A 23,802-nucleotide genomic window follows, 5' to 3' on the forward strand; every position below is an offset into this window, starting at 1 on the left:
ACCCACGCCCACCCCCGAGGAGGTCAAGCCCGAGGAAGAAGCACCGCCATCGCCGGCGGACGATCTGGCCAACCCGATGCAGATCGACGGCGATGCCCAGGCCGGCAACGACGGCTTCAACGTCGGCGCCGGCAAGGGCGGCGGCATGGCCGGCGCCGGTGGTGGCGGGCTGGGCACCGGCACCTACAAGCAGTACCTGGCGGCGACCTTCCAGCGCGCGCTGCGCGAGGACCCGGAGCTGCGCAAGAAGGCCTATGCGCTGCAGGTGGACCTGTGGCTGGGCGCCGACGGCCAAGTGACCCGCGCCGAACTGGCCGGCTCCAGCGGCAATCCCGAGACCGACCAGCAGGTGCTGGCGGCGCTGCGGGCCACGCCGCGCCTGAAAGAGCGCATGCCGGCCTCCCTGACCTTGCCGGTGCGCCTGTCCCTCAAGGGCCGGCGTCCGGAATGAGCGAACCCTATTTGCAGTTTCTACAGGAGTTGTGTGCAGATGATTTCCACCGTGAATCGATTGACCCTGGCGCTCGGCATGGTCGCCCTGACCCTGGCCGGACAGGCTGCGGCTGCCGCCGCGCCTTCGGAGAACGCCACGATCAACCTGATCCGTCTGTTGGTGCAGCAGGGGGTATTGAAGCAGGAGCAGGCCGACGGGCTGATCGCCCAGGCCGAGAAAGAGGCCCAGCAGGCCCGCGCCGCCACCGCTGTGGCCGCTACCGGCCCCGCTGCGGCGCCCGGTGATGTGCGGGTGCAATATGTGCCGGCCATCGTCCGCGAGCAGATCCGCGATCAGGTCAAGGCCGAGGTCATGGCCACCGCCAAGCAGGAAAACTGGGCCCAGCCCAACACCTTCCCGGACTGGGTCTCGCGCATCAGCTTTGACGGTGACATCCGCCTGCGCCAGGAGTCGCGGTTCTTTGCCGACAACAACAGCAACGAGCTCGTCGACTACGCCAAGCTCAACGACAACGGCCCCTACGACGTCAACAAGGACACCAACAGCAAGCTGCCGCCGCTGCTCAACAGCCGCGAGGACCGCGACAACCTGTTCCGCCTGCGGGCGCGCCTGGGCATGAAGGCGGTGATCTCGCCGGAATGGACCGCCGGCATCCGCATCGGCACCGGCTCGGACAACAACCCGGTGTCCACCACCCAGACCCTGGGCGGCGGCTTCGGCAAGAAGGACATCTGGCTCGACCAGGGCTACCTGACCTGGAAGGCCACCCAGGACCTGACCCTGACCGGCGGGCGGATCGCCAACCCGTTCTATTCCACCGACATGCTGTATTCCAACGACCTGAACTTCGACGGCGTGGCGGCGATCTTCAACCACAAGCTGGGCAGCGACTGGGGCCTGTTCGGCACCCTCGGCGCCTTCCCGGTGGAGTACACCAACGACACCGCCACCAGCAACGGCTTCGACAAGAACGAGAGCGACACCAAGTGGCTGTTCGGCGGGCAGATTGGCGCCAACTGGAAGATCAACCGCAGCAACAGCCTCAAGGGCGCCTTGGCCTACTACCGCTTCGACGACATCGAAGGCCAGCGCTCCAGCCCATGCGCGCCTTGGGCCGGGGCTCCGGGCTGCGACACTGACGGCTCGCGGGTGGCCTTCATGCAGAAGGGCAACAGCGTGTTCCTGCTGCGCGACATCACCCCCAACCCGGCCACCCCGGGCCTGACCCCGCAGCCGCAGTTCGTCGGCCTGGCCTCCAAGTTCGACGTGCTCGACCTGAACCTGGCCTGGGACACCGAGCTGCCGGACGACCTGCGCCTGCGCAGCCAGACCAACTTCATCCGCAACCTGGCCTACGACAAGGGCGAGATGCTCAAGCGCAGCGAGGGCGAGATCGTCAACAACATCAACCGCAACGGCCAGTTCGAAAGTGGCGGCAATGCGCTGCTGGTGCAGTTCACCCTGGGCAACGCCCTGGAGATGAAGAAGTCCGGCGATTGGAACCTGCTGGCTGGCTACAAGTACATCCAGCCCGACGCCTTGCCCGACGGCTTCAACGATTCCTCGTTCCATCTGGGCGGCACCAACGCCAAGGGCTATTTCGTCGGCGGCAATTACGGCATCGACAAGAACATCTACGCCACGGCCCGCTACATGAGCGCCTCGGAAGTCTACGGACCGCGCTATGAAGTCGACGTCATGCAGCTTGAACTCAATACGCGCTTCTAAGCATCAGGAGGAAGGTTATGAACAGCCGAGCGAGGGCAGGGGCGGTCAGCCTGTTAGTGGCCTGGGGCGTGCTGGCCAGCGCCAGCGCTAGCGCCGAAGGCATGGAGGAGCGCCTGCGCACCCAGTTGCGCAGCACCACCCAGCAGTTGCAGGCGCTGCAAAGCGAGCAGGCCCAGGCCGCGGCGGCGCGGATCGCCGCCGAGAACGCGGCCAAGCAAGCCCAGGCCGAGGTCAAGCAACTGAGCGCCGAGCTGGCCAAGACCCGCGGCGTGGCCGAGCAACTGGCCGGCCAGCAGCAGAACCTGCAAAGCCAGGCCCAAGCCCAGGCGGCGGCCAGCAGCGAGCAGTTGGGCAAGTTCAAGAAAGCCTACGAGGACTTGCTGGTGCTGGCCCGGGGCAAGGAAGCCGAGCGGGCGAAATTGCAGGCGCAATTGAGCGAACGTGACACACAAGTGCAGCAATGCGCGGTCAAGAATCAGCAGATGTACGGCATCGCCAAACAGATCCTGGCGGCCTACGAAAAGATCGATGTGGCTGAGCTGGTGAAAATCCGCCAGCCCTTCGCCGGCAGCGCCCGGGTCAAGTTCGAGGAACTGGCCCAGGGCTTTGGCGACGAGCTTTACCAGACCCAGTTCGACGCCCCGCAGGCGGCGAGCACCCACTGATCACCAGGGAAGAGATGACCATGACTTTGATTACCAGCGTCACCACCGACAGCCTCACCGACCTGCTGCAAGGCGCCGGCTACCGGGTCAACCAGACCGAACAGAACGGCATCGTGCAACTGCTCAGCGCCAGCCAGGGCATCGGCTACGCCGTGCGTTTCGGCAACCCGGGCAGCGAGGCCGGGCACTATGTGGACTTCACCTACAGCTGCGCCCTGCGGGTGCAGGGCGAATTGCCGGCGGGGCTGGCGGAGCTGTGGAACGCCTCGCGGCGCTTTGCCCGGCTGTCGCTGCAGGGCGAGTTCCTGGTGATGGAGATGGACGTGGTGGTGGCCGGGGTCGGCGAGACTCACCTGCGCAGCCAGCTGGAGTTGTGGGACCGGTTGCTGCAGGAGTTCATCGTCTACCTGCGCGAATACAGCCAGCAGGCGGCCCAGTTGCAGGCCCAGGCCGAGCAGCCCCAGGCGCCACAAAGCCAACCCCAGGAAGAGGTGGCCAGCCTGTGAAAAAGCCGACCCTGGTGGTCGGTGCCGGGGCACTGACCCTGCTTGGCCTGGCGCTGGGGCTGGCCCTGCGCCCGGGCAACGACCCGGTGGCGGCGCAGCAGCCGGCACCGGCCGTGTTGCAGCAATCGGCGAGCACGCCGGCGGTGGCGCGCCTGGGCAACCAGCAGGTGGCGGCCGAGGAACTCAAGGCGCTGTTCGCCAGCCTGCCCGAGGAGTCCCGGGGGCAATTGCGCGGCAACCGCCCGGCCCTGGAAGCCTGGATACGTTCGCGCTTGGCGGAAAAGGCCGTGCTGGAACAGGCCGATGCCCAGGGCTGGCGCCAGCGCCCGGAGGTGGAGCAGCAGACCCGCGCCGCCACCGAGCAGATCGTGTTTCGCGACTACCTGCAATCGGTCAGCCAGGTGCCGGCGGACTACCCCAGCGCCGCCGAACTGCAGCAGGCCTATGACAGCGGCAAGGCGGCGTGGCTGACCCCGCCGCTGTACCGGGTCAGCCAGATCTTCCTCGCCGTCGCCGACCCGCAGGCTGTCGAGCAGGTTCGGCGCCAGGCCCAGGAGCTGAGCCGCAAGGCCCAGGCCGCGCCGGGGGAGTTTGCCGCCTTGGCGGCGCAGTATTCCCAGGACTCGGGCAGCGCCCAGCGCGGTGGCGACGCGGGGCTGCAACCCTTGCAGCAACTGGTGCCGGAAGTGCGCAGCGCGGTGGCCCGGCTCAAGGTCGGTGGCGTTTCGGAGGTGGTGCAGAGCGCGGCGGGTTTCCATGTGCTCAAGCTCACCGAACAGCAGCCGGCGCGAACCGCCAGCCTGGATGAGCTGCGCGAGCGCCTGACCCAGGCTCTGCGCGCCCAGCGCCAGGAGCAGATCGCCAAGGCCTATTTGGAAGGCATGCTCAACACCGCGACCCTGAGCATTGACGGCGCCGTACTGAATCAGGTCCTGGAGGACACGTTGTAGGCGCCGGCTTGCCAGCGAAGGTGATCTCACCGGCCCCTTCGCCGGCAAGCCGTCTCCTACGGGGCAACACGCAGGCCCGGCAACCGTAGGCGCTGGCTTGCCAGCGAAGGCGGTCTCACGGTCCCCGCCGCCCGCCAAGGAAGCAACACTCAACAAGACAGGGAGTCACCAATGTCATTTCTCGAACCCGCTCCACACCAGGGTGTCGCACCCTACGTTGCGCCCCAGGAACCCCGGGAAGCCTGGCTGGCCCTGGCCGCCGGGGTCGATCCTGAGGTCGCCCAGTATTTCCTGGTCAGTGCCCGCTGCGGTTGCTTCATGCAGGCAGCCCGCAGCCTGAACATCAAGGCCACGCTGTTGCGCAAGCAACTGGCCTTGCTGGAAGAGCACCTGCGCCGTTCACTGTTCTGTTATCAGGGGAGTGCCTTGAGCCTGAGCCGCGAGGGCCTGCAACTGCAGGCACAACTGATTGCCCTGGCCCACCAGCGGCGGCTGCCGGTGATCGAGCAGCCGTTGATTCGGGTTGCCGTGGCGCAAACCCTTCTTCACGACATTCTCGGTCGCGACCTGATCGCCTTGCTGCGGCGCAATGCCAGCGCCCGCCTGGAGATCATCTCCATCGACAGCGACCTGTCCCTGCAAGCCCTGAGCGCCGATCTGGTGCTGTGGCTGGCGGCCGAAGACTCACCGCTGCCGGGGCCCAGTTTCGCCACCCGCGAGCCGCTGCCCCTGGCGCGCATCGACTACCTGCCACATATCGCCAAGCGCTACTCGCGGGTGGCGGCCCGTCCCGACAGCCTCGACGACCTGGCCGACTACATGCTGGTGCAGTGGCAGCACGACTGTCAGGTAGAGCCGTTCCGGCCCTGGAACAGCCTGGTGGAACAACGCCTGGCAGGGGTGGTGCACGTCCATGTCTATGAACTGATGCTGGAGATGATCCGCTGCAGCGCCTGCATCGGCTTGCTGCCTCAGTACATCAGCCATTTCGACCGCGGCCTGACTGCCTTGCCGGGGTTGTTCAGCGAGCCCATGCAGCGCCGGGCCTGGCTGGCGGTGAATGCCCAGGTGCAGCATGAGGAACAGGTGCAGCAACTGGTGGAGCTGATCCTCAACACCTTCAGCGAGCGTGAGGATTGGTTTGCTTGAGGCGCGCCGCCTCGTAGGGGTGGCCCGGTCCGAACGCTTGGCGCTGTCCGGACCGGGCACTCAGGCTCATGCCTTGGTTTCAGGGATCATCAGATCCTCCCAGTCGTCTTGTACTTCGGCGGTGCTGGTCTTCTTGTCGGGGAAGTGGGCGATGTTCCACTGGGTGTCGGGACTGAACTCGTCGCCGAGCAGGTCTTTGGCGATAGCGTTGGCTTTGATGGCCTCCTGCCGGTTTACCGGCACGTCACCCTCAAGGTCCTCGCCCTCTGGGTTGATCCATACGCCTGGCGCCGGGTTGACACCAGGATCGCCCCGGTAGGCGTCTTGCAGTTGTTTGCGTGCTTCTACGATCGCCGCCGCTTCAGCCCGGGGAGTGCCACGAGCTACAAGCAGGGCCTGTTCCATGGCGTCGCTTTGCCGAGGATCTGCGTCGCCAGCACAGTCAGTCGCCCGAGCTGTAGGGCAAGGGTTTCTGAGGCCTGTGCCGCTCTGCGCTTGAGTGCCTCGCCAGAGTCGCATTCATGCCCTTACACTCGATGGCCATTTCCACTTCAAGGAAGACCGGCCATGCCTAACGCCAATCCCACTATCGTTATCGAGCGTTGCAACGAATCCCATATCGACGGCCTGACCGCGCTGTATAGCGAACCCAGCGTGGCGGCCCAGACCCTGCAACTGCCTTATCAGTCCCGCGAGTTGTGGCGCAAGCGTGTAACGCAGGGGCAGGACAACGAGGGGCTGGTTGCCTTGGTGGCGCTGCACCAGGGCATGGTGATCGGCAATTGCAGCCTGATGCAGGTGAGGCGTGTGCGCCGGGCCCACTGCGCCGAGGTTGGCATGGGGGTTGCTCCCTCCTGGCAGCGCCAGGGCGTCGGCAGCCGTCTGCTGGCGGCGGTGCTGGAGGTGGCGGATAACTGGATGAACCTGCGCCGGGTCGAACTCACGGTGTATGCCGATAACCAGCCGGCCATTGGCCTGTACCAGAAGTTCGGCTTTGAAACCGAAGGCCAGCTGCGGGACTACGCCATCCGTGGCGGGCAATACGTCGACGTGCTGAGCATGGCCCGGCTGCGTCGTTGAGGCCGGGCTTGTGTAGCCGCTGCCGCAGGCTGCGAACGGCTTGGGCGGCATTCCGATGCAGGAGACGCAGGTATCTTGAGACCGCTCGAGGTTCGACAGGTGATCGCCAAGCAAGGCCCTGCGGGCCTTTGCGCAGCCTCGCCAGGGCTCGGCAGCGGCTACAGGTCAGTGCCGAGCCATTTTGTAGCCGCTGCCGTAGGCTGCGAACGGCTTGGGCGGCATTCCGACGCAGGAGACGCAGGGATCTTGAGATCGCCCAAGATTGACAGGCGATCGCCAAGCAAGGCCCTGCGGGCCTTGAGGTTCACTCCAGCAAAGCAAAATCCACCGCCGCCCGGGCATGTAATTCGGTGGTGTCGAGCAGGGGCAGGGGGCTGTGCTCTGGCTTGAGCAGCAGGCCGATTTCCGTGCAGCCGAGGATGATGGCTTGGGCACCACGGGTCCTGAGTGATTCGATCACCTGCTGGTACACCCGGCGCGACGCGTCGCTGATGACCCCGACGCACAATTCCTCGTAGATGATCCGGTGCACCGCCTGGCGCTCCTGCGCATCGGGCACCAGCACATTCAGTCCTTGTTGGCTCAGGCGGCTCTTGAGGAACTCCTGTTCCATGGTGAAGGCGGTGCCCAGCAGCCCGACGTTCAGGGTGCCGGCCGCGAGAGCGGCCTGGGCCGTGGGGGCGGCGATATGCAGGAAGGGCACGGCCGTGGCCGCCTGAATCTGCTCGGCCACCTTGTGCATGGTGTTGGTACAGAGCACCAGGCACTCGGCGCCGCCGGCCTGCAATCGCTGGGCGGCGTCTATCAGAATCCGCGCCGCTTCATCCCAGCGCCCGGCGTGCTGGGCCTGTTCGACAGGCCCGAAGTCGACGCTGTACATTAGCAACCGCGCCGAGCGCAGCGGCCCCAATTGATCGCGAACCTGCTGATTGATCAGGCGGTAGTATTCGGCGCTGGACTCCCAGCTCATGCCGCCGATCAGGCCGATGGTGCGCATGGGCAACTCCTCTGTGGTGTGGGTGAGTGAGCTTCAGTTTCGTCTCGCCTGAGCTGGCGATCTATCAGGAAATTTCACATGCCCGAGGTCCTCGAACACCGTCTGCTGGGCGGTCGGCTGCTTCTGCAACTGTTGCCCGCAGCCGCCTACAGTGCGCGCGATCCGGCGCAGTGGCAGACCCTGGGTGTGACCCTGGAACGCCAGCGCGGGGTGCATGCCATCGATTCCGATCGGCGCGAGGATTTCGACACCTGGCCCGGCACCCTGGCCTTGACGCCCAAGGGCGTTGAGGTGTTCTCCGAATCTGCCCGTGGCGGCGAATACCTGCTGGCGCGCTGGCAGGAGCAGACGCCGCTGATCCCCGGCGAGCGCCGCCTGCAGCGTTCGGGGCATGCCCAGGCCCTGGCCCTGGGGCGTGAAGCCCGGCGCCTGCTGTTGGCGCCGGTCATCGATGAGTTGGCCCTGGAGCACTGTGCCCTGGCCTTTGTCGGTCTGTCCCAGTCCCGCCACATTGCCACGGCGCCGTTACCACAGCTGGGGCAGGTGCTGGAGCAGGTGGCCGACCAGTACGCCCAGCCCTTGTCCCTGGCGCAATTGGCACTCACTTACGGTCACAACGAACTGCGACTGCTGCGGGACTTTCGCCGCGCCGTCGGCATGACGCCCCATGCCTGGATCACCGAGGTGCGGCTGCAGGCAGCCCGGCGCTTGCTGGAGCGCACGGACCTGCCCCTGGCGGCCATTGCCCACGACAGCGGCTTTGCCCACCAATCGCACCTGGGCAGCGCCTTGCGCAAAAGCCTCGGCCTGACCCCGCGCCAGTACCGGCTGCGTTTTCACTCCTGTCTCCCTGTACCTGTCCGGTCTCCCAGCCGCGGGCAGTAAACGGTCCGCAGCGACATGGCGGGGCAAGGCCGGAGCCAGTGGCTAGAGGAATGGGTTGGCCCTGGGGTAAACACCCCAACGCCGGGGACCGGCATCTGCCATGATCAAGTCCGGCGACCTGCAGTTCCCAAAGGTCGATGCCAGGGACACACCGCAATGGACGATATCCAGCAACTGGGCGAGATGCTCCGCCACTACGCCGCCAGCGAAGCCCACAAGAAGCAGCTGTTCGACAGCCAGTCGGTGGTTTGGGCCCGGCGTATTCATGAGCTGTTCGGGCAGATTGAACAGTGGCTGGCACCGGTGCTGCTGCCGGATCTGCTGGAGCTGCACCGTGAGCCTTATGTGGCCTTCAGCCCGGCATTGCCGGTGGAGAGTTCCACCTTTAACAGCGAGAAGCTGACCATTGTCATCGCTGGCAAACCCGTGGAGTTCGTCCCGGATGTGATGGGCCCCAATGGACAGATTTCCCTGGCGGTGATCGGCCTGACGGCGGCGCGCCTGGGCAGTGTTTCCCTGGTGGGCGAGGCCAGCGGCGCCTGGCAATGGCGCAAGACCAACGGCCTCAAGGACCCCGACACCTTCGTTTTCGACGGCAACTTCCTGGCGGCCCAATTGCAGAGCCTGATCCCCCGCGAGCGCGCCTGATGTAGGCGCTGGCTTGCCGGCGAAAGCGAGCGCCGGCCATGTGCAGGTCTTGCGGGCCCCTTCGCCGGCAGGCCGGCTCTTATGGGGCAACACGCAGCACCGGCGACTGTAGGCGCTGGCTTGCCAGCGAAAGCGGCCTCTGGCCATGTACAAGGCTTGCGGGCCTCTTTGCCGGCAAGCCGGCTCCTACGGAGTGCGTTACATGTCCAGGTTGATCCACCCCGGCTTGGGCTCTTCCGGCGCCACGGCATTGATCTTCTTGCCGGTGGCCACTTCCACGCGATGCGCTACGTCGGGGTCGTCGGCAAAGGGAATCAGGCTGGCGTCATCCAGGCTCTTGGCGCTCTGGTGGCGCAGGCAGTACTCGATGCTGAGGTAGAGAAACGCCACCCCCAGCAGATTGAACAGAATATCCATCGCTCATCCGGCTCCCTAAAAAAGCCGCCGGTCACTGGGACCGGCGGGCAATGCCTGGCTCAGGCGATCTGTGCGTCGCTCAGGGCCAGTTCTTCATCGGCCACGCGTACCGTGCGCCAGGTGTTGTAGGCCATCAGCAGCATGCCACTGAGGAAGAACACACCACCGGCAAAACGCACCACGAACCCCGGATGGCTGGCCACCAGGGCCTCGACGAAGGAGTAGGTGAGGGTGCCGTCTTCGTTGACCGCGCGCCACATCAGGCCCTGGGTGATGCCGTTGACCCACATCGAAGCGATGTAGAGCACGGTGCCGATGGTGGCCAGCCAGAAGTGCAGGTTGATCAGCGGCACGCTGTACATCTGCTCGCGGCCGAAGACCTTGGGCACCATGTGGTAGATCGCACCGAAGGTGATCATGGCCACCCAGCCCAGGGCCCCGGCGTGCACGTGGCCGATGGTCCAGTCGGTGTAGTGGGACAGGGCGTTGACGGTCTTGATCGCCATCATCGGGCCTTCGAAGGTCGACATGCCGTAGAACGCCAGGGACAGCACCAGAAAGCGCAGGATCGGGTCGGTGCGCAGCTTATGCCAGGCGCCCGAGAGGGTCATCATGCCGTTGATCATGCCGCCCCAGCTGGGGGCCAGGAGGATCAGCGACATGGCCATGCCCAGGGACTGCGCCCAGTCTGGCAGGGCGGTGTAGTGCAAGTGGTGCGGGCCGGCCCAGATGTACAGGGTGATCAGCGCCCAGAAGTGCACGATGGACAGGCGATAGGAATACACCGGGCGTCCCACTTGCTTGGGCACGAAGTAGTACATCATCCCGAGAAAGCCGGTGGTCAGGAAGAAGCCCACGGCGTTGTGGCCGTACCACCACTGGACCATGGCGTCGGTGGCCCCGGAATACACCGGGTAGGACTTGAACCAGTCCACCGGGATCGACAGGTGGTTGACCACATGAAGCATGGCGATCACCAGGATGAAGGCACCGAAGAACCAGTTGCCGACATAGATGTGCTGGCTCTTGCGCCTTACCACGGTGGTGAAGAAGACGATGGCATAGGCCACCCAGACCACCGCCATCCACACCGCGCCGGCGAATTCGATCTCGGCGTATTCCTTGGTGGTGGTGTAGCCCAGGGGCAGGGTGATCAGCATGATCACGATCACCGACTGCCAGCCCCAGAAGGTGAAGGCGGCCAGGGTGTCGGAGTACAGCCGCACCTGGCAGGTACGCTGTACGGCGTAATAGCTGGCGGCGAACTGGGCGCTGCCGGCAAAGCCGAAGATCACCAGGCTGGTGTGCAGCGGCCGCAGGCGGCCGAAGGTGCTCCAGGGCAGATCGAGGTTCATCTCCGGCCATACCAGTTGCGAGGCGATCCACACCCCCATGGCCATGCCGATCACGCCCCATACCACGGTTGCGACGACGAATTGGCGAACCACCTTGTAGTTGTAAGCCTGTCCGATTGTTGCTGAGTTCATGGTCAATGCTTCCACGGTTGCAAAGTCTTGCCAGGCCACCCGGTCTGGCACGGGGTGCACTGTAGGAATCAGCGGGGAAACAAAACAGGCTCAGAAAAACTGCATTAATACGGATCAGATTTATCTCATGTCCACGGCGCTATGGTGGCGGCTGATATGGTTTTTTAGTTTTTACCTGAATCTGTAACGTTCTGCGCCGTACGCGCATAGTCGCCCCCTCACAATACGCGCCGTTTCGAGCACGACCAGCACCGATGAGGATGAGGTAGGCACATGTATCAGTACGACGACTATGACCGGGCCCTGGTCTTTGAGCGGGTGGCGCAGTTTCGTGATCAGGTCGAGCGCTTCATGGGCGGCCAACTGAGCGAGGAGGAGTTCCTGCCCCTGCGCCTGCAGAACGGCCTGTATATGCAGAAGCACGCCTACATGCTGCGGGTGGCGATTCCCTACGGCACCCTGAGCGCCCGGCAGATGCGCACCCTGGCCAGCATCGCCCGGGACTTCGACCGCGGCTACGGTCACTTCACCACCCGGCAGAACCTGCAGTTCAACTGGATCGAGCTGGCCCAGGTGCCGGACATCCTGCAGCGCCTGGCCGAGGTGGAGATGCACGCCATCCAGACCTCCGGCAACTGCGTGCGCAACATCACCACCGAGGCCTTTGCCGGGGTCGCCGCCGATGAGTACCTGGACCCGCGCCCCCTGGCGGAGATCCTGCGCCAGTGGTCCACCATCAACCCGGAATTCCTGTTCCTGCCGCGCAAGTTCAAGATCGCCATCTGCTCGGCCAGGCAGGACCGCGCGGCGATCATGATGCATGACATCGGCCTGTATCTTTATCGTGCCCGCAGCGGCGAAATGCTTTTGCGCGTGATCGTCGGCGGGGGCCTGGGGCGCACGCCGATCCTTGGCCTGCAGATTCGTGACGGGCTGCCCTGGCAGCACCTGCTGTCCTACGTCGAGGCGGTGCTGCGGGTCTACAACCGCTATGGCCGGCGTGACAACAAGTACAAGGCGCGGATCAAGATCCTGGTCAAGGCCCTGGGCATCGAGGCCTTCGCCAAGGAAGTGGAGGAGGAGTGGCAGCACCTCAAGGATGGTCCGGCGCAACTCACCGACGAGGAGTACCAACGGGTCGCCAGTGCCTTTGTGCCGCCGGTCTACGAGCGCCTGGCGGACACCGATCTGGATTACGGCAGCCACCTGGCCGAGTCCCCGGCCTTCGCCCGCTGGGTGGCGCGCAATGTGCACCCGCACAAGGTGCCGGGTTACACCTGCGTGGTGCTGTCCACCAAGCCGGGGCCAAGCTCGCCGCCGGGGGACGTCACCGGTCAGCAGATGGAGGCGGTGGCCGACTGGTCCGAGCGTTTCGGCTTCGGCGAGATTCGTATTGCCCATGAACAGAACATCGTCCTGCCGGATGTGCCCAAGTCGCAGCTGTTCGAGCTTTGGCAGTGTGCCTCTGAGCACGGCCTGGGCACCGCCAACGCGGGCTTGCTGACCGACATCATCGCCTGCCCGGGCGGCGACTTCTGTGCCCTGGCCAACGCCCGGTCGCTGCCGATTACCCTGGCCATCCAGCAGCGCTTCGAGGACCTGGACTACCTTCACGACCTGGGGGATATCAGCCTGAACATCTCCGGCTGCATGAACGCTTGCGGCCACCACCACATCGGCAATATCGGCATTCTCGGGGTCGACAAGAACGGCAGCGAGTGGTTCCAGGTCACCCTGGGTGGCGCCAAGGGCCGTGACAGTGCCCTGGGCAAGGTGATCGGGCCGTCCTTCAGCGCCGAGGAAATCCCCGAAGTGATCGAGCGCATCATCGCCACCTTCGTGCGCTACCGGGAAAGCGACGAACCCTTCGTCGAGACCCTGCAGCGCATCGGCCTGGAGCCGTTCAAGGAGCGGGTCTATCCCAAGGCCCTGGAGGCGCTGGCATGAACAATCTGCTGCGGCTGTGCGAGGGCGAAGCCCAATTGGTCGAGGACGATGCCTGGAGCCTGGTGCGCGGGGTTGACGATACGCTGCCCGACGGGCCGCTGATCCTGCCCCTGGCCCTGTGGCTGATGCGTCGCATCGAGCATCACCCGGCCCGGGACGGCGTGTGGATCGGCCCGGATGACGAAGTGGAAAGCCTCAAGCCCTGGCTCAAGCTGATCCCGCTGATTGCCGTGGACTTCCCGAGCTTTCGTGATGGCCGGGGCTACAGCCAGGCCTACCTGCTGCGTACCCGCCTGGGCTGGATGGGCGAGTTGCGGGCCATTGGCGACGTGCTGCGCGATCAACTGAGCCATATGCGCCAGTGCGGCTTCGACAGCTTTGCCGTGCGCGAAGACAAATGCGCCCAGGACGCCCTCAAGGGGCTGGTGGGCATGAGCGTGCTCTATGGCCGCTCAGTGATCGAACCCCGGCCGCTGTTCCGCCGCAGGTAACCGCCGGCGTGCCTGCAACGGGACCCCGAAGATGATGTTTGTCGGGGTCCCTGGTGGCCTTTCATCCTGAAAACACCCTGCTCGGCAACCATCCTTTGGCTATACCTGTAACTCCCCTGGCCAGTTCCTGGCTGTTTCACCTACAGGAGTTACCCATGAAACTTGCATTGATGATCGGCACGGCGTGCCTTGCCTCTTTGGCCATGGTCGGCTGCTCCAGCAACGTGACCCAGCCCGACGAATACTCCGGGTTTCTCCAGGATTACAGCCGACTCAAGGAGGCCAAGTCGCCCTCCGGGGTGGAGGTGATGCGCTGGATCGATCCCAAGCTGGATGTAGGCCGGTACCGGTCGATCTACATCGAACCCACCCAGTTCTATCCGCAGCCACAAGCCACGGCGAAGATTCCCCAGAGCACCCTCGATGGTATCAATCAGTACTACGACCAGGCCCTCAGGCGTGAGGCGGCGCGCAGCCTGCCCCTGGCTCAAGGCCCCGGGCCGGGGGTTCTGGTGGTGCGGGCGGCAATCACGGCGGTCAGCAGTAAAACCGAAGGCCTGAAGCCTTATGAAATCATTCCTGTGGCCCTGGTGGCAGCGGCGGTCAGCACCGCCAGCGGAATTCGCGACCAGCAAACCACGCTGGGCACCGAGGCCGTGTTTCTCGATGGCAGCAGCGGCAAGGTCATTGCCCAGGTGGTGCGCAAGGGCACTGGCAAGCCCCTGGAAAACGACACGCAAGTGATGAAGGCCGATGACGTGAAGAACGTCATCGACGGTTGGGCGGCGGACTTCCACCAGTCTTTCGTCAAGTTCAAGGGGCGTTAGGGCCTGACTGTCCGGCGGCGGCCAACAGGGCCGCTGCCGCTTCAATAGTCCACTTGGGCCTGCTTGTTGTAGTAGCTGAGCAGCGAGTCGTAGGCCCGCATGATGGCGTGATAGTCCTCGCTCAGATGCTGTGGCTCAGCCTGTTTCTGCCAGTCCTGATGCAGGGCGAGCAAGGCTTGCTGATAGCGCTGCGCCGGTCGCGTGATCTGGCTCCACAGGTAATAGGCCGGTTGCGTGCGGCTGCTCTGTGGTCGGTTGCGCAAGGGCTGCCCGGCATCCCAGGTCCGTTGCAGGTCCTGGCTGGCCTGTGCCAGTTGCGCCGGGGTCAGGGTTTTCTCGCGCATTCCCTGGCTGATCTGCTCCACTGTGAGCCGCGCCTGGATCATGTAGTCCAGCAGGTGCCAGTGGATGTCCTGCCCCAGGCGTTGCTCAAGCAGCCGCTGTTGCTCCCGTCGGGCGCCGATGTCTGCGCTCGCCAGGGCAGCGCGCAGGTCGGCGGAGGCTTGCAGGTAGTGGTCGAACTTGGGCTTGAGCAGGGCAACAGTGGCCGCGTCTTCCTCAGCCGGCATGTAAGCACCGGGTACGGCGCTGGAATGAGCGCGACGGGCCAGGTTGGCCTGGTGCAGTGCGTCGATGTAGCGCTCGGCCAGGTCGATCAGCGGGGCGTCGGGTTGCAGGTGGCGTAGCCGATAGAGCATGCGCGGTTCGCAGTCGCGGGCGGGCAGGGTATCCATGTCGGTCTTCGCGCTGTCTGCGAAGTCCTTGGCATTGTTCAGCAGGTCGGTGAACGCCGCGCGCCAGGCCGCTTGAGTGCCGTAGGTGTAGTAGCCCAGGCGCCAAGGCACATCGTATTGGTTGACGCAGTCGATCAGCGGCGCCCTGGCCGCGGCCTGGGCGCTGGCGGGGCTGTCCAGGCCGGCCAGCCACAGTTCGAAGCGGGCGATCGGCGCTCCGGCAGCCAGGAGCGCAAACAGGCCGAAAATCAGCGTGCAACCGAAAAGCAACAAGGGGCGTTGGCTCATGGCCGCTCCTCCTTGGGGTACCACTGCTCCTGGGTGGCCGGTGCTGCACACTCGGGGGTATCGGCCGGCATGCGCGCGCACAGCCGTTCGGTCCAGGGCTGCAGGCCCTGATAACGCCCGGCGGTGTGGCGCCCGTCGAACCACTTGAGGGTGGCGATTACGGCCACCAGCAGCACCAGTGCGGTGCTCAGCAGCAGGCGACGCGGCCAGGGATTGATGCGTTGCCAGGCGTTCAGCGGGTCGATCTGGCGCTGACGGGCCAGGGCCACCAGCAGCAGGACCCCGAGATAAGTGATAGTGGCCACTGGGTGGACCACCACGCCCAGCAGTGCGCCCAGCAGCGCCGCGGGCAGCAGGTCGCGGATCAGTTGCACGTCGTGATAGGGCGTCTGGTGCCGAGGCAGGTGTTGGCTGAGGCGCTCGTCCCACTGGAACAGGCGTTGGCTCAGGGGGCGCCAAAGTCGCTGCAGCCCTTCGCCCGCGGCGCAGAAGCACAGAGCCCAGACCAGCGTGACGCCGATAATCTCCCAGGGGCTGCTGTCTTGCCCGGCGTAATCGGCCATTACGCCGGTGAGGCAGGCCAGAACCACCCCCAGGAGCATCGGCCAGCTGTTGATCGCGTGTTCCCAGTCCCGCCAGAAGTAGGGATTGCTGGCGGGCATGCCGGCGGCGACTTGCGGGTAGTCTGCCGCCAGGCTCGCAGCCAGCTTGTGACAGGCCTGCCAGTCCAGGTTGCCCAGGTGTCGGGCCCAGGCGCGGCGCTGACTGAAGCTCAGGGGCGCGAGCAACAAGCGTGCCGCACGGTGTTCCGGGGTGCTCGGCGGTTCGCTCGCCAGTTGTTGCTGGTGGGCCAGGTACAGCGGTGCCTGATGGCGTTTCAACAGCCGCGGCCAGAGCTGTTCCGGGCAGTTGTCTGCACTATTGGTGTGCCAGCCTTGGCCGGCGCAGACCGCCTGGAACACCGCCACCGACCAATAAGGGCTGTTGGCCAGTGTCTGTGCCAGCCATTGGTTGAACCATTGTCGGTGCTGCAGGTGCAGCAGCCAGGCGTGGGCTGAACGCTGGGCGTAGGCCTCCAGGAACGCCGCTTCATCCTTGGCCTCCAGGGCTGCGGCCAGTGGCTCTTGTACTCGCTGATAGAGCTGCTGCTGCAACTCCTGCACCAGATACTCCGGCAGATCCAGGCGTTGCCAGGCACTCATCCAGCGCAGACGCTCGAACCCCCAGTGCAACACCGTGTCGGCTTGCGCCGGGTGTTCGACGCAATAGCGCAGCAGGGCCAGTTCGAACTCATAGGCGCACGCCTGCTCCTGGGCCTGCTGATAGCGCTGGTCGAGCTGATCGACAGGCAGCTCCTTGAGCAACATGGCCACCCGCTGCACCGGTGACAGCGCCAGCGTTACCGGCTCGTTGCCGGCCCAGGTCTCGGGCGTTTCCAGGGGCTCGTTCTGTTGCTCCCAATCCTTATGGGCCAGCGCCTCTTCATAGGCGTCGCGCAAGCGCTGGAAAGCTTGCGGATCTTCATCCGGGCGGGTCTGTTTCAGCAGCTTGGCGTAGTGGCGCTTGATGGTCCGGGTATCAGCGGTGACCGGCAGGCCGAGTAGGGTCCAGCAACTCATTGGGCGATAGAACTCCATGCAACCCTTGGCAACATCCAGACATGACTGGAGGAAATGGCGCACCCTACCGGTTTCCCGGGTAAAAGTCCCTCGACTCGAATCCGTCTAAGCAACAGCGGCAGGCGTCTGGCGATTCAGTCCGGGTGGCAGGGGCGCGCGGGTTCTGCTGTGCCGCGCTCTGTTGCGCCGGGCGGGCGTGGGGCAGGTCCGAGCGGATGGCCGTCAGTGGAAAAGGGCTGTTAAAGCGATTTGTGATTATTTCCATGCTCTTTGCATGGTTTAGTTAATGTTGTTTCTAGATTATGAAAAAATGAATAAAAACAATTGTTTATGATGTTTATGTGATGTTGATTGTAATTATTTTGTTGGCTGAGCAAGGAGCTGTCAGCTATGCCTGTACTGGAACGCACGACTTTTCTGCCGGGCCGCAGCCCGGCCCAGGTGTTGGATTTCTGCCTCGAAGGGACCAACTTTCCCAAGATATTTCCCGAGCGCGTGACCCCCTTGGGGGGCATCGACATCAATGACCTGCGCATCAGTGTCGGACGCCAGTTCAGCTTCCTGCACTGGATGTTCGGTGTCATACCGGCGAAATGGACGGTGGTTATACGTGAGGTCAGCGATCGGCATTTTGTCGACGAGATGCTCAAGGGGCCACTGCGCGCCTTTCGTCACGAACATCGGGTCGAGGCCGCCGAAGGGGGCACCCTGTACACCGACCGCGTGACTTATCGGGCCATCGGTGGCGCACCTTTGGAACGCTTGGTGGTCAACGCCTACATGGCGCGGATTTTCGATGCCCGGCACCGCAACATGTTGCGCTTGCTGGGGTGACGGCGCCGCGATGCCGTGTTTGCCCATTTCTATTCCAAGTTCAAGTTCAAGGAGCATGCCCATGAGCAAGAAGATACTGGTGGTCCTGACCAGCGTGGCCAAATACCCCAACCTGAACCGTGCCACCGGTCTGTGGCTGGGGGAGGCGGTGCATTTTGTGAAGAAGGTGCAAGCGGCCGGGTTCGAGGTGGATTACGTCAGTCCCAAGGGCGGCTACGTACCCATCGACCCCCACAGTCTGGCCATGGCCGACGACACCGACTGGCAGTGGTACCAGGACAGCGCCTTCATGAGCCGCCTGGGAGCGACCTTGCAACCGTCGCAGGTCCAGGCCCGGGACTATGTGGCCATCTATTACGCCGGTGGTCATGGCGTGCTCTGGGATTTTCCCGACAACCCCGAGTTGCAGGCCCTGAGTCGCGACATCTACGAGCAGGGCGGCTACGTCAGCTCGGTCTGCCATGGCGCGGTGGGCCTGCTGAACATCAGGCTCAGCGATGGCTCGTTGCTGATCGCCGGCAAACAGGTCAGCGGTTTCTCCAATGAAGAAGAGCGGCTCGCCGAGCTGGACTCGTACGTGCCGTACCTGACCGAGACCGAACTGCTCAAGCGCGGCGCCCTGTACCAGAAGGCCGCCGAGCCCTGGGCGCCGTTTGCCGTGCAAGACCAGCGGGTGATCAGCGGGCAGAACCCGGCCTCCGGAGGCCCCGTGGCGGACCTGCTGCTGGCGCACCTGCACGCCTGAGCACCGCCTTGCAGGAACCGGCTTGCCGGCCAAGAGGCCCGCGAGCCGGACCTAAGCTTGGAAACCGCCTTCGCCTGCACGCCGCCCCCTGCAGTCGGCCAGGTTGCTGGACAATTTATCCTTGGGGCAATAGGTGCTCGCGCCGTTTCATGCTTAACTTCGGCCTCTCAAGAATTTCTCATTGCTGTTCCATCATCACTGTTCAATAAAGGACTCCGTTCATGGCTCAAGTCACTCTCAAAGGCAACCCGGTTCAGGTCAACGGCCAGCTGCCGCAAGTGGGTTCCAAAGCCCCTGCGTTCTCCCTGGTAGGCGCCGGTCTGGCCGATGTCTCCCTGAGCAGCCTCGCCGGCAAGCGCAAGGTGCTGAACATCTTCCCAAGCGTCGACACCCCAACCTGCGCCACCTCGGTACGCAAGTTCAACGCTCAGGCCAACGAGCTGGCCAACACCGTGGTGCTGTGCATCTCCGCTGACCTGCCGTTCGCCCAGGCCCGTTTCTGTGGCGCCGAAGGCCTGGAAAACGTGCAGAACCTGTCGACCCTGCGCGGTCGCGAGTTCATCGAGAACTACGGCGTGGCCATCGCCGACGGCCCGCTGGCCGGCCTGACCGCCCGCGCCGTGGTGGTGCTGGATGAAAACGACACCGTGCTGCACAGCGAACTGGTCAAGGAAATCGCCGAAGAGCCGAACTACGACGCTGCCCTGGCCGTGCTCAAGTAACAGGTTTTACAATTATTCACGGCCTGGCTCTGTCCAGGCCGTTTTTATTTGTGCTTCAGTGGCTTAGCGCCGCACCTTGAAACGTCAGTCAAAGGTAAATTGCCGGTAAAGGCGCTTTGCTAAAACCGCTCTAGTGCTTATCTTTCAGCCTTCCCCAAAGAAGACTCCCACGCGCCCAATGGTTGATCACTCCATGCAATCCTCTGCTCCCCGCAACTCTCGTCGCTGGCTGTTCGGCCTGTTTGTCCTGCTGCTGGTGATCGGCCTGTGCTGGAAATTCTGGCCCGCCGGCAGCGCCCCCAAAGAGGGTGCACAGGCGAAGGCCGCGGCCGGGCATACCGGACGCAGCGGCAGCCTGCGCCCCGGCTTCGGCGGTGCCAGCGGGCCGATCCCGGTGCGGGTGGCGCCGGTGACTCAGGGCGACTTCCCGCTGTACTACAAGGCCCTGGGCACGGTGACGGCACTCAACACCATCAATGTGCGCAGCCGGGTGGCGGGGGAGTTGGTCAAGGTCAACTTCGAGGAAGGGCAGATGGTCAAGGCCGGCGACTTGCTGGCGCAGATCGATCCGCGTCCTTATCAGAATGCCTTGCTCCAGGCCGAGGGCACCCTGCTGCAGAACCAGGCCCAGCTGAAGAACGCCCAGGTCGACCTTGAGCGTTATCGCGGCCTGTATGCCCAGGACAGCATCGCCAAACAGACCCTGGACACCGCCGCGGCGCTGGTGGGCCAGTACCAGGGCACGGTCAAGACCAATCAGGCGGCGGTCAACGACGCCAAGCTCAACCTCGAATTCACCAATATCCGCGCGCCGATTGCCGGGCGCGTGGGCCTGCGTCAACTGGACGTAGGCAACCTGGTGTCGGCCAATGACACCACGGCACTGGTGATCATCACCCAGACCCAGCCCATCAGCGTGGCCTTCACCCTGCCGGAGAACAGCCTGGACACCGTGCTCAAGCGCTACCACAGCGGCGCCAAACTGCCGGTGGAAGCCTGGGACCGGGGCGATGTGAAGCTGCAGGCCAGCGGCATGCTGCAGAGCCTGGACAACCAGATCGACACCACCACCGGCACCCTGAAGTTCAAGGCGCGCTTCGATAACCGCGACCAGGGCCTGTTTCCCAATCAGTTCGTCAATGTGCGGCTGCTGGCCGACACCCTGAAGAATGTGGTGCTGGCACCTTCGGCCGCGATCCAGTTCGGCACCAACGGCACCTTCGTCTACGCCCTGGATGGTGATAACAAGGTGAAGATCCGCCAACTGCAGGTGAGCGACAGCAACGGCGACCTGACGGTGATCAAGGACGGCCTCAAGGCCGGCGACCGGGTGGTGATGGAAGGCACCGACCGCCTCAAGGACGGCAGCGAGGTGGAAGTGGTCAACGACAGCAGTGAAGTGCCCACCAGCCCCACCGAACACCTGCAGGGCAAGCCCGCCGCTGCGCCGGCCGCGGATGGCAAGCCGGTTGATGGCAAGGCGCAAAAGGTCGGCGCATGAATTTCTCGCGACTGTTCATCCTGCGTCCGGTAGCCACCACCCTGAGCATGCTGGCCATTGTCCTGGCCGGCCTGATCGCCTATCGCCTGTTGCCGGTCTCGGCCTTGCCCCAGGTGGACTACCCGACCATCCGGGTCATGACCCTGTACCCCGGGGCCAGCCCGGACGTGATGACCAGCGCGGTCACCGCGCCCCTGGAGCGCCAGTTCGGGCAGATGCCCGGCCTGACCCAGATGGCCTCCACCAGCTCCGGTGGCGCCTCGGTGCTGACCCTGCGTTTCAGCCTCGACATCAATATGGACGTGGCCGAGCAACAGGTGCAGGCGGCCATCAACGCCGCCACCAACCTGCTGCCCAAGGACCTGCCGGCGCCGCCGGTGTACAACAAGGTCAACCCGGCGGACACCCCGGTGCTGACCCTGGCCATCACCTCCAAGACCATGCTGCTGCCCAAGCTCAATGACCTGGTGGACACCCGCATGGCACAGAAGATCGCCCAGATCAGCGGCGTCGGCATGGTCAGCATTGCCGGCGGCCAGCGCCAGGCGGTGCGGATCAAGGTCAATCCCGAGGCCCTGGCGGCCAACGGCCTGAACCTGGCGGACGTGCGCACCTTGATTGCCGCGTCCAATGTCAATCAGCCCAAGGGCAACTTTGACGGCCCGACCCGGGTCTCGATGCTCGATGCCAACGACCAGCTGACCTCGCCCAAGGATTACGCCGAGCTGATCCTGGCCTACAAAAATGGTGCACCGCTGCGCCTGAAGGATGTCGCCGAGATCGTCGACGGCGCCGAGAACGAGCGCCTGGCGGCCTGGGCCAACGAAAACCAGGCAGTGCTGCTCAATATCCAGCGCCAGCCCGGGGCCAACGTGATCGAGGTGGTGGACCGGATCAAGGCGCTGCTGCCGAGCATCACCGACAACCTGCCGGCGGGCCTGGACGTCACGGTGCTCACCGACCGCACCCAGACCATCCGCGCCTCGGTCAAGGATGTGCAGCACGAGCTGTTCATCGCCATCGCCCTGGTGGTGATGGTGACCTTCCTCTTTCTGCGTCGGGCCAGCGCCACCCTCATTCCTTCGATTGCCGTGCCGCTGTCGCTGATCGGCACCTTCGGGGTGATGTACCTGGCCGGTTTTTCGGTGAACAACCTGACCCTGATGGCCCTGACCATCGCCACCGGTTTCGTGGTGGACGATGCCATCGTCATGCTGGAGAACATCTCGCGCTTTATCGAGGAGGGCGACAGCCCGATGCAGGCGGCGCTCAAGGGCGCCAAGCAGATCGGCTTCACCCTGATCTCCCTGACCCTGTCGCTGATCGCGGTGCTGATCCCGCTGCTGTTCATGGCGGACGTGGTGGGCCGGCTGTTCCGCGAGTTCGCCATCACCCTGGCGGTGGCGATCCTGATTTCCCTGGTGGTGTCCCTGACCCTGACGCCGATGATGTGCGCGCGGTTGCTCAAGCGTGAGCCCAAGCCTGAGGAGCAGGGGCGCTTCTACCGCGCCAGTGGCGCCTGGATCGACTGGTTGATCGAAAGCTACGGGCGCAAGCTGCAATGGGTGCTCAAGCACCAGTTCCTGACCCTGATGGTGGCCGTCGGCACCCTGGGCCTGACCGTGTTCCTGTACCTGGTGGTGCCCAAGGGCTTCTTCCCGGTGCAGGACACCGGGGTCATCCAGGGCATTTCCGAGGCGCCGCAGTCGGTGTCCTTCGCCGCCATGAGCCAACGCCAGCAAGACCTGGCGAAGATCATCCTGCAGGACCCGGCCGTGGAAAGCCTGTCGTCCTACATCGGCGTCGACGGCGACAACGCGACCCTCAACAGTGGCCGTCTGCTGATCAACCTCAAGCCCCACAACCAGCGTGACCTGAGCGCGGCCCAGGTGATTGCACGGATTCAGCCCGAGGTGGACAAACTGCTGGGCATCCGCCTGTTCATGCAGCCGGTGCAGGATCTGACCATCGAGGACCGGGTCAGTCGTACCCAGTATCAGTTCAGCCTGTCTTCGCCGGACGCCGAGCTGCTGGCCCTGTGGAGCGGGCGCCTGAGCGAAGCCCTGGCCCAGCGCCCGGAACTCACCGACGTGGCCAGCGACCTGCAGGACAAGGGCCTGCAGGTGTACCTGGTGATCGACCGCGATGCGGCGTCCCGGGTCGGGGTTTCGGTGGCCAACATCACCGACGCCCTGTATGACGCCTTCGGCCAGCGGCAGATTTCCACCATCTACACCCAGGCCAGCCAGTACCGGGTGGTGCTCCAGGCCCAGGCTGGCGAGCGTATCGGACCCCAGGCCCTGGAGCAGATCCACGTCAAGACCACCGACGGCGGGCAGGTGCGGCTGTCGAGCCTGGCCCATGTCGAGGAGCGCCAGGCGCAACTGGCCATCGCCCATATCGGCCAGTTCCCGGCGGTGATGATGTCCTTCAACCTGGCGCCCGGTGTGGCCCTGGGGGAGGCGGTTAACGTCATCGAGCAGGTGCAGCAGGACATTGGCATGCCAGTGGGGGTGCAGACCCGCTTCCAGGGCGCCGCCGAGGCCTTCCAGGCGTCGCTGTCGAGCACCTTGCTGCTGATCCTGGCGGCGGTGGTGACCATGTACATCGTCCTGGGGGTGCTCTACGAGAGCTACATCCACCCGATCACCATTCTCTCCACCCTGCCTTCGGCGGCGGTGGGGGCCTTGCTGGCGCTGATCCTCAGCGGCAATGACCTGGGCATGATCGCGATCATCGGCATCATCCTGCTGATCGGCATCGTCAAGAAGAACGCGATCATGATGATCGACTTCGCCCTCGACGCCGAACGCCACCAGGGCATGGCCCCGGAGCAGGCGATCTACCAGGCGGCGCTGCTGCGGTTCCGGCCGATCCTGATGACCACCCTGGCGGCGCTGTTCGGCGCCGTGCCGCTGATGCTGGCCACGGGTTCAGGTGCCGAGCTGCGCCAGCCCCTGGGCCTGGTGATGGTCGGCGGCCTGCTGGTGAGCCAGGTGCTGACCCTGTTCACCACGCCGGTGATCTACCTGTACTTCGACCGCCTGGGTCGGCGCTTCGGCAAAGGTGAAGACGCCCAAGAGGTGGAGGCATGAAGGGCCGCAGCCAGCCTCCAGCCCGGGGCGTTC

23 protein-coding genes are annotated in these 23,802 nt (G+C 64.6%); 17 read left to right on the top strand and 6 right to left on the bottom strand.

Going from position 1 to position 23,802, the window contains the following annotated elements; translation table 11 throughout:
• The 6 genes from J5M73_RS21970 to J5M73_RS21995 all read left to right on the top strand — a co-directional run.
• The coding region (locus J5M73_RS21970; RefSeq protein WP_207816106.1) for an energy transducer TonB at positions 1 to 451 on the top strand (451 nt) is incomplete at its 5' end.
• Positions 452 to 490: 39 nt separating this feature from the next.
• Entirely contained in the window at positions 491 to 2,182 is a 1,692-nt protein-coding gene (locus tag J5M73_RS21975; protein WP_102863407.1) for a putative porin, read from the top strand.
• Between the two features lie 17 nt (positions 2,183 to 2,199).
• The gene (locus J5M73_RS21980) at positions 2,200 to 2,847 is read left to right on the top strand and encodes a DNA repair protein (RefSeq protein ID WP_207165947.1); all 648 of its coding nucleotides are present in this window, start codon (positions 2,200 to 2,202) and stop codon (positions 2,845 to 2,847) included.
• Between the two features lie 20 nt (positions 2,848 to 2,867).
• Positions 2,868 to 3,353, top strand: a complete 486-nt coding sequence (locus tag J5M73_RS21985; RefSeq protein ID WP_102863584.1) for a YbjN domain-containing protein — start codon at positions 2,868 to 2,870, stop codon at positions 3,351 to 3,353.
• Positions 3,350 to 4,303: a peptidylprolyl isomerase gene (locus J5M73_RS21990; protein WP_207165946.1), complete on the top strand. Its 954-nt coding sequence runs from the start codon at positions 3,350 to 3,352 to the stop codon at positions 4,301 to 4,303. Before J5M73_RS21985 ends, J5M73_RS21990 begins: the two co-directional genes overlap by 4 nt.
• A gap of 171 nt (positions 4,304 to 4,474) precedes the next feature.
• The gene (locus tag J5M73_RS21995; RefSeq protein ID WP_207165945.1) at positions 4,475 to 5,452 is read left to right on the top strand and encodes a LysR family transcriptional regulator; all 978 of its coding nucleotides are present in this window, start codon (positions 4,475 to 4,477) and stop codon (positions 5,450 to 5,452) included.
• A 66-nt stretch (positions 5,453 to 5,518) separates the two neighbouring features.
• On the opposite strand, the gene J5M73_RS22000 is transcribed toward J5M73_RS21995, so the two are convergent.
• Positions 5,519 to 5,857: a hypothetical protein gene (locus J5M73_RS22000; protein ID WP_102863411.1), complete on the bottom strand. Its 339-nt coding sequence runs from the start codon at positions 5,855 to 5,857 to the stop codon at positions 5,519 to 5,521.
• A 162-nt stretch (positions 5,858 to 6,019) separates the two neighbouring features.
• On the opposite strand from J5M73_RS22000, the gene J5M73_RS22005 reads away from it, so the two are divergent.
• Entirely contained in the window at positions 6,020 to 6,532 is a 513-nt protein-coding gene (locus J5M73_RS22005; RefSeq protein ID WP_102863412.1) for a GNAT family N-acetyltransferase, read from the top strand.
• A gap of 304 nt (positions 6,533 to 6,836) precedes the next feature.
• Here J5M73_RS22005 and J5M73_RS22010 read toward each other — a convergent pair whose 3' ends face one another.
• Positions 6,837 to 7,529 (bottom strand): aspartate/glutamate racemase family protein, encoded by a 693-nt coding sequence (locus J5M73_RS22010; RefSeq protein WP_207816108.1) that lies wholly within the window; start codon positions 7,527 to 7,529, stop codon positions 6,837 to 6,839.
• A 78-nt stretch (positions 7,530 to 7,607) separates the two neighbouring features.
• On the opposite strand from J5M73_RS22010, the gene J5M73_RS22015 reads away from it, so the two are divergent.
• Positions 7,608 to 8,414, top strand: a complete 807-nt coding sequence (locus tag J5M73_RS22015) for an AraC family transcriptional regulator (RefSeq protein ID WP_207816110.1) — start codon at positions 7,608 to 7,610, stop codon at positions 8,412 to 8,414.
• Between the two features lie 156 nt (positions 8,415 to 8,570).
• Positions 8,571 to 9,062 carry a hypothetical protein gene (locus J5M73_RS22020; RefSeq protein ID WP_102863415.1) on the top strand — a complete coding sequence of 164 codons (492 nt, stop codon included), beginning with the start codon at positions 8,571 to 8,573 and terminating at the stop codon, positions 9,060 to 9,062.
• 198 nt (positions 9,063 to 9,260) lie between these two features.
• On the opposite strand, the gene J5M73_RS22025 is transcribed toward J5M73_RS22020, so the two are convergent.
• Positions 9,261 to 9,479 carry a CcoQ/FixQ family Cbb3-type cytochrome c oxidase assembly chaperone gene (locus J5M73_RS22025; protein ID WP_102863416.1) on the bottom strand — a complete coding sequence of 73 codons (219 nt, stop codon included), beginning with the start codon at positions 9,477 to 9,479 and terminating at the stop codon, positions 9,261 to 9,263.
• Positions 9,480 to 9,538: 59 nt separating this feature from the next.
• Positions 9,539 to 10,966 (bottom strand): cytochrome-c oxidase, cbb3-type subunit I, encoded by a 1,428-nt coding sequence (gene ccoN / locus J5M73_RS22030; RefSeq protein ID WP_102863417.1) that lies wholly within the window; start codon positions 10,964 to 10,966, stop codon positions 9,539 to 9,541.
• A 273-nt stretch (positions 10,967 to 11,239) separates the two neighbouring features.
• Here ccoN and J5M73_RS22035 point away from each other — a divergent pair, with 273 nt between their 5' ends.
• The 3 genes from J5M73_RS22035 to J5M73_RS22045 all read left to right on the top strand — a co-directional run bounded on the left by J5M73_RS22035 (position 11,240) and on the right by J5M73_RS22045 (position 14,231).
• On the top strand, positions 11,240 to 12,913 hold the full coding sequence (locus J5M73_RS22035) for a nitrite/sulfite reductase (RefSeq protein WP_207165940.1): 1,674 nt from the start codon (positions 11,240 to 11,242) through the stop codon (positions 12,911 to 12,913).
• Positions 12,910 to 13,404, top strand: a complete 495-nt coding sequence (locus J5M73_RS22040) for a DUF934 domain-containing protein (RefSeq protein WP_102863419.1) — start codon at positions 12,910 to 12,912, stop codon at positions 13,402 to 13,404. Before J5M73_RS22035 ends, J5M73_RS22040 begins: the two co-directional genes overlap by 4 nt.
• Before the next feature lie 155 nt (positions 13,405 to 13,559).
• Complete coding sequence (locus tag J5M73_RS22045; RefSeq protein WP_207165939.1) at positions 13,560 to 14,231, top strand: DUF3313 domain-containing protein; 672 nt, start codon at positions 13,560 to 13,562, stop codon at positions 14,229 to 14,231.
• Positions 14,232 to 14,272: 41 nt separating this feature from the next.
• Here J5M73_RS22045 and J5M73_RS22050 read toward each other — a convergent pair whose 3' ends face one another.
• Positions 14,273 to 15,253, bottom strand: coding sequence for a DUF3829 domain-containing protein (locus J5M73_RS22050; protein WP_207165938.1), 981 nt, complete (start codon positions 15,251 to 15,253; stop codon positions 14,273 to 14,275).
• The gene (locus J5M73_RS22055; protein ID WP_207165937.1) at positions 15,250 to 16,872 is read right to left on the bottom strand and encodes a J domain-containing protein; all 1,623 of its coding nucleotides are present in this window, start codon (positions 16,870 to 16,872) and stop codon (positions 15,250 to 15,252) included. The genes J5M73_RS22050 and J5M73_RS22055 overlap by 4 nt, the downstream gene beginning before the upstream one ends.
• A gap of 390 nt (positions 16,873 to 17,262) precedes the next feature.
• Between J5M73_RS22055 and J5M73_RS22060 the strand changes: the two genes are divergently transcribed.
• The 5 genes from J5M73_RS22060 (at position 17,263) to J5M73_RS22080 (ending at position 23,769) form a co-directional block, all read left to right on the top strand.
• Positions 17,263 to 17,706 (top strand): SRPBCC family protein, encoded by a 444-nt coding sequence (locus tag J5M73_RS22060; RefSeq protein ID WP_207165936.1) that lies wholly within the window; start codon positions 17,263 to 17,265, stop codon positions 17,704 to 17,706.
• Between the two features lie 61 nt (positions 17,707 to 17,767).
• Positions 17,768 to 18,451 carry a type 1 glutamine amidotransferase domain-containing protein gene (locus tag J5M73_RS22065; protein ID WP_102863424.1) on the top strand — a complete coding sequence of 228 codons (684 nt, stop codon included), beginning with the start codon at positions 17,768 to 17,770 and terminating at the stop codon, positions 18,449 to 18,451.
• Positions 18,452 to 18,672: 221 nt separating this feature from the next.
• Entirely contained in the window at positions 18,673 to 19,173 is a 501-nt protein-coding gene (gene tpx / locus J5M73_RS22070; RefSeq protein ID WP_102863425.1) for a thiol peroxidase, read from the top strand.
• A 178-nt stretch (positions 19,174 to 19,351) separates the two neighbouring features.
• Positions 19,352 to 20,674 carry an MdtA/MuxA family multidrug efflux RND transporter periplasmic adaptor subunit gene (locus J5M73_RS22075; protein WP_115580141.1) on the top strand — a complete coding sequence of 441 codons (1,323 nt, stop codon included), beginning with the start codon at positions 19,352 to 19,354 and terminating at the stop codon, positions 20,672 to 20,674.
• A complete protein-coding gene (locus J5M73_RS22080; RefSeq protein ID WP_102863427.1) occupies positions 20,671 to 23,769 on the top strand; it encodes an MdtB/MuxB family multidrug efflux RND transporter permease subunit in 3,099 nt (1,032 codons plus the stop codon). Before J5M73_RS22075 ends, J5M73_RS22080 begins: the two co-directional genes overlap by 4 nt.
• Positions 23,770 to 23,802: the final 33 nt, after the last annotated feature.

The sequence above is a fragment of the Pseudomonas sp. 50_B genome (assembly GCF_017491625.1).
Classification (GTDB): Bacteria; Pseudomonadota; Gammaproteobacteria; order Pseudomonadales; family Pseudomonadaceae; genus Aquipseudomonas; species Aquipseudomonas danubii.

What these genes read in the sequence shown, in the direction of transcription:
- J5M73_RS22075 (WP_115580141.1), top strand. Translation starts at nt 19,352, where the DNA reads ATGGTTGATCACTCCATGCAATCCTCTGCTCCCCGCAACTCTCGTCGC.
- J5M73_RS22040 (WP_102863419.1), top strand. Translation starts at nt 12,910, where the DNA reads ATGAACAATCTGCTGCGGCTGTGCGAGGGCGAAGCCCAATTGGTCGAG.
- J5M73_RS21985 (WP_102863584.1), top strand. Translation starts at nt 2,868, where the DNA reads ATGACTTTGATTACCAGCGTCACCACCGACAGCCTCACCGACCTGCTG.
- ccoN (WP_102863417.1), bottom strand. Translation starts at nt 10,966, where the DNA reads ATGAACTCAGCAACAATCGGACAGGCTTACAACTACAAGGTGGTTCGC.
- J5M73_RS22035 (WP_207165940.1), top strand. Translation starts at nt 11,240, where the DNA reads ATGTATCAGTACGACGACTATGACCGGGCCCTGGTCTTTGAGCGGGTG.
- J5M73_RS22005 (WP_102863412.1), top strand. Translation starts at nt 6,020, where the DNA reads ATGCCTAACGCCAATCCCACTATCGTTATCGAGCGTTGCAACGAATCC.
- J5M73_RS22025 (WP_102863416.1), bottom strand. Translation starts at nt 9,479, where the DNA reads ATGGATATTCTGTTCAATCTGCTGGGGGTGGCGTTTCTCTACCTCAGC.
- J5M73_RS22015 (WP_207816110.1), top strand. Translation starts at nt 7,608, where the DNA reads ATGCCCGAGGTCCTCGAACACCGTCTGCTGGGCGGTCGGCTGCTTCTG.
- J5M73_RS21995 (WP_207165945.1), top strand. Translation starts at nt 4,475, where the DNA reads ATGTCATTTCTCGAACCCGCTCCACACCAGGGTGTCGCACCCTACGTT.
- J5M73_RS22050 (WP_207165938.1), bottom strand. Translation starts at nt 15,253, where the DNA reads ATGAGCCAACGCCCCTTGTTGCTTTTCGGTTGCACGCTGATTTTCGGC.
- J5M73_RS22055 (WP_207165937.1), bottom strand. Translation starts at nt 16,872, where the DNA reads ATGAGTTGCTGGACCCTACTCGGCCTGCCGGTCACCGCTGATACCCGG.
- J5M73_RS22060 (WP_207165936.1), top strand. Translation starts at nt 17,263, where the DNA reads ATGCCTGTACTGGAACGCACGACTTTTCTGCCGGGCCGCAGCCCGGCC.
- J5M73_RS22080 (WP_102863427.1), top strand. Translation starts at nt 20,671, where the DNA reads ATGAATTTCTCGCGACTGTTCATCCTGCGTCCGGTAGCCACCACCCTG.
- J5M73_RS22065 (WP_102863424.1), top strand. Translation starts at nt 17,768, where the DNA reads ATGAGCAAGAAGATACTGGTGGTCCTGACCAGCGTGGCCAAATACCCC.
- tpx (WP_102863425.1), top strand. Translation starts at nt 18,673, where the DNA reads ATGGCTCAAGTCACTCTCAAAGGCAACCCGGTTCAGGTCAACGGCCAG.
- J5M73_RS22045 (WP_207165939.1), top strand. Translation starts at nt 13,560, where the DNA reads ATGAAACTTGCATTGATGATCGGCACGGCGTGCCTTGCCTCTTTGGCC.
- J5M73_RS22000 (WP_102863411.1), bottom strand. Translation starts at nt 5,857, where the DNA reads ATGGAACAGGCCCTGCTTGTAGCTCGTGGCACTCCCCGGGCTGAAGCG.
- J5M73_RS21975 (WP_102863407.1), top strand. Translation starts at nt 491, where the DNA reads ATGATTTCCACCGTGAATCGATTGACCCTGGCGCTCGGCATGGTCGCC.
- J5M73_RS22010 (WP_207816108.1), bottom strand. Translation starts at nt 7,529, where the DNA reads ATGCGCACCATCGGCCTGATCGGCGGCATGAGCTGGGAGTCCAGCGCC.
- J5M73_RS22020 (WP_102863415.1), top strand. Translation starts at nt 8,571, where the DNA reads ATGGACGATATCCAGCAACTGGGCGAGATGCTCCGCCACTACGCCGCC.
- J5M73_RS21980 (WP_207165947.1), top strand. Translation starts at nt 2,200, where the DNA reads ATGAACAGCCGAGCGAGGGCAGGGGCGGTCAGCCTGTTAGTGGCCTGG.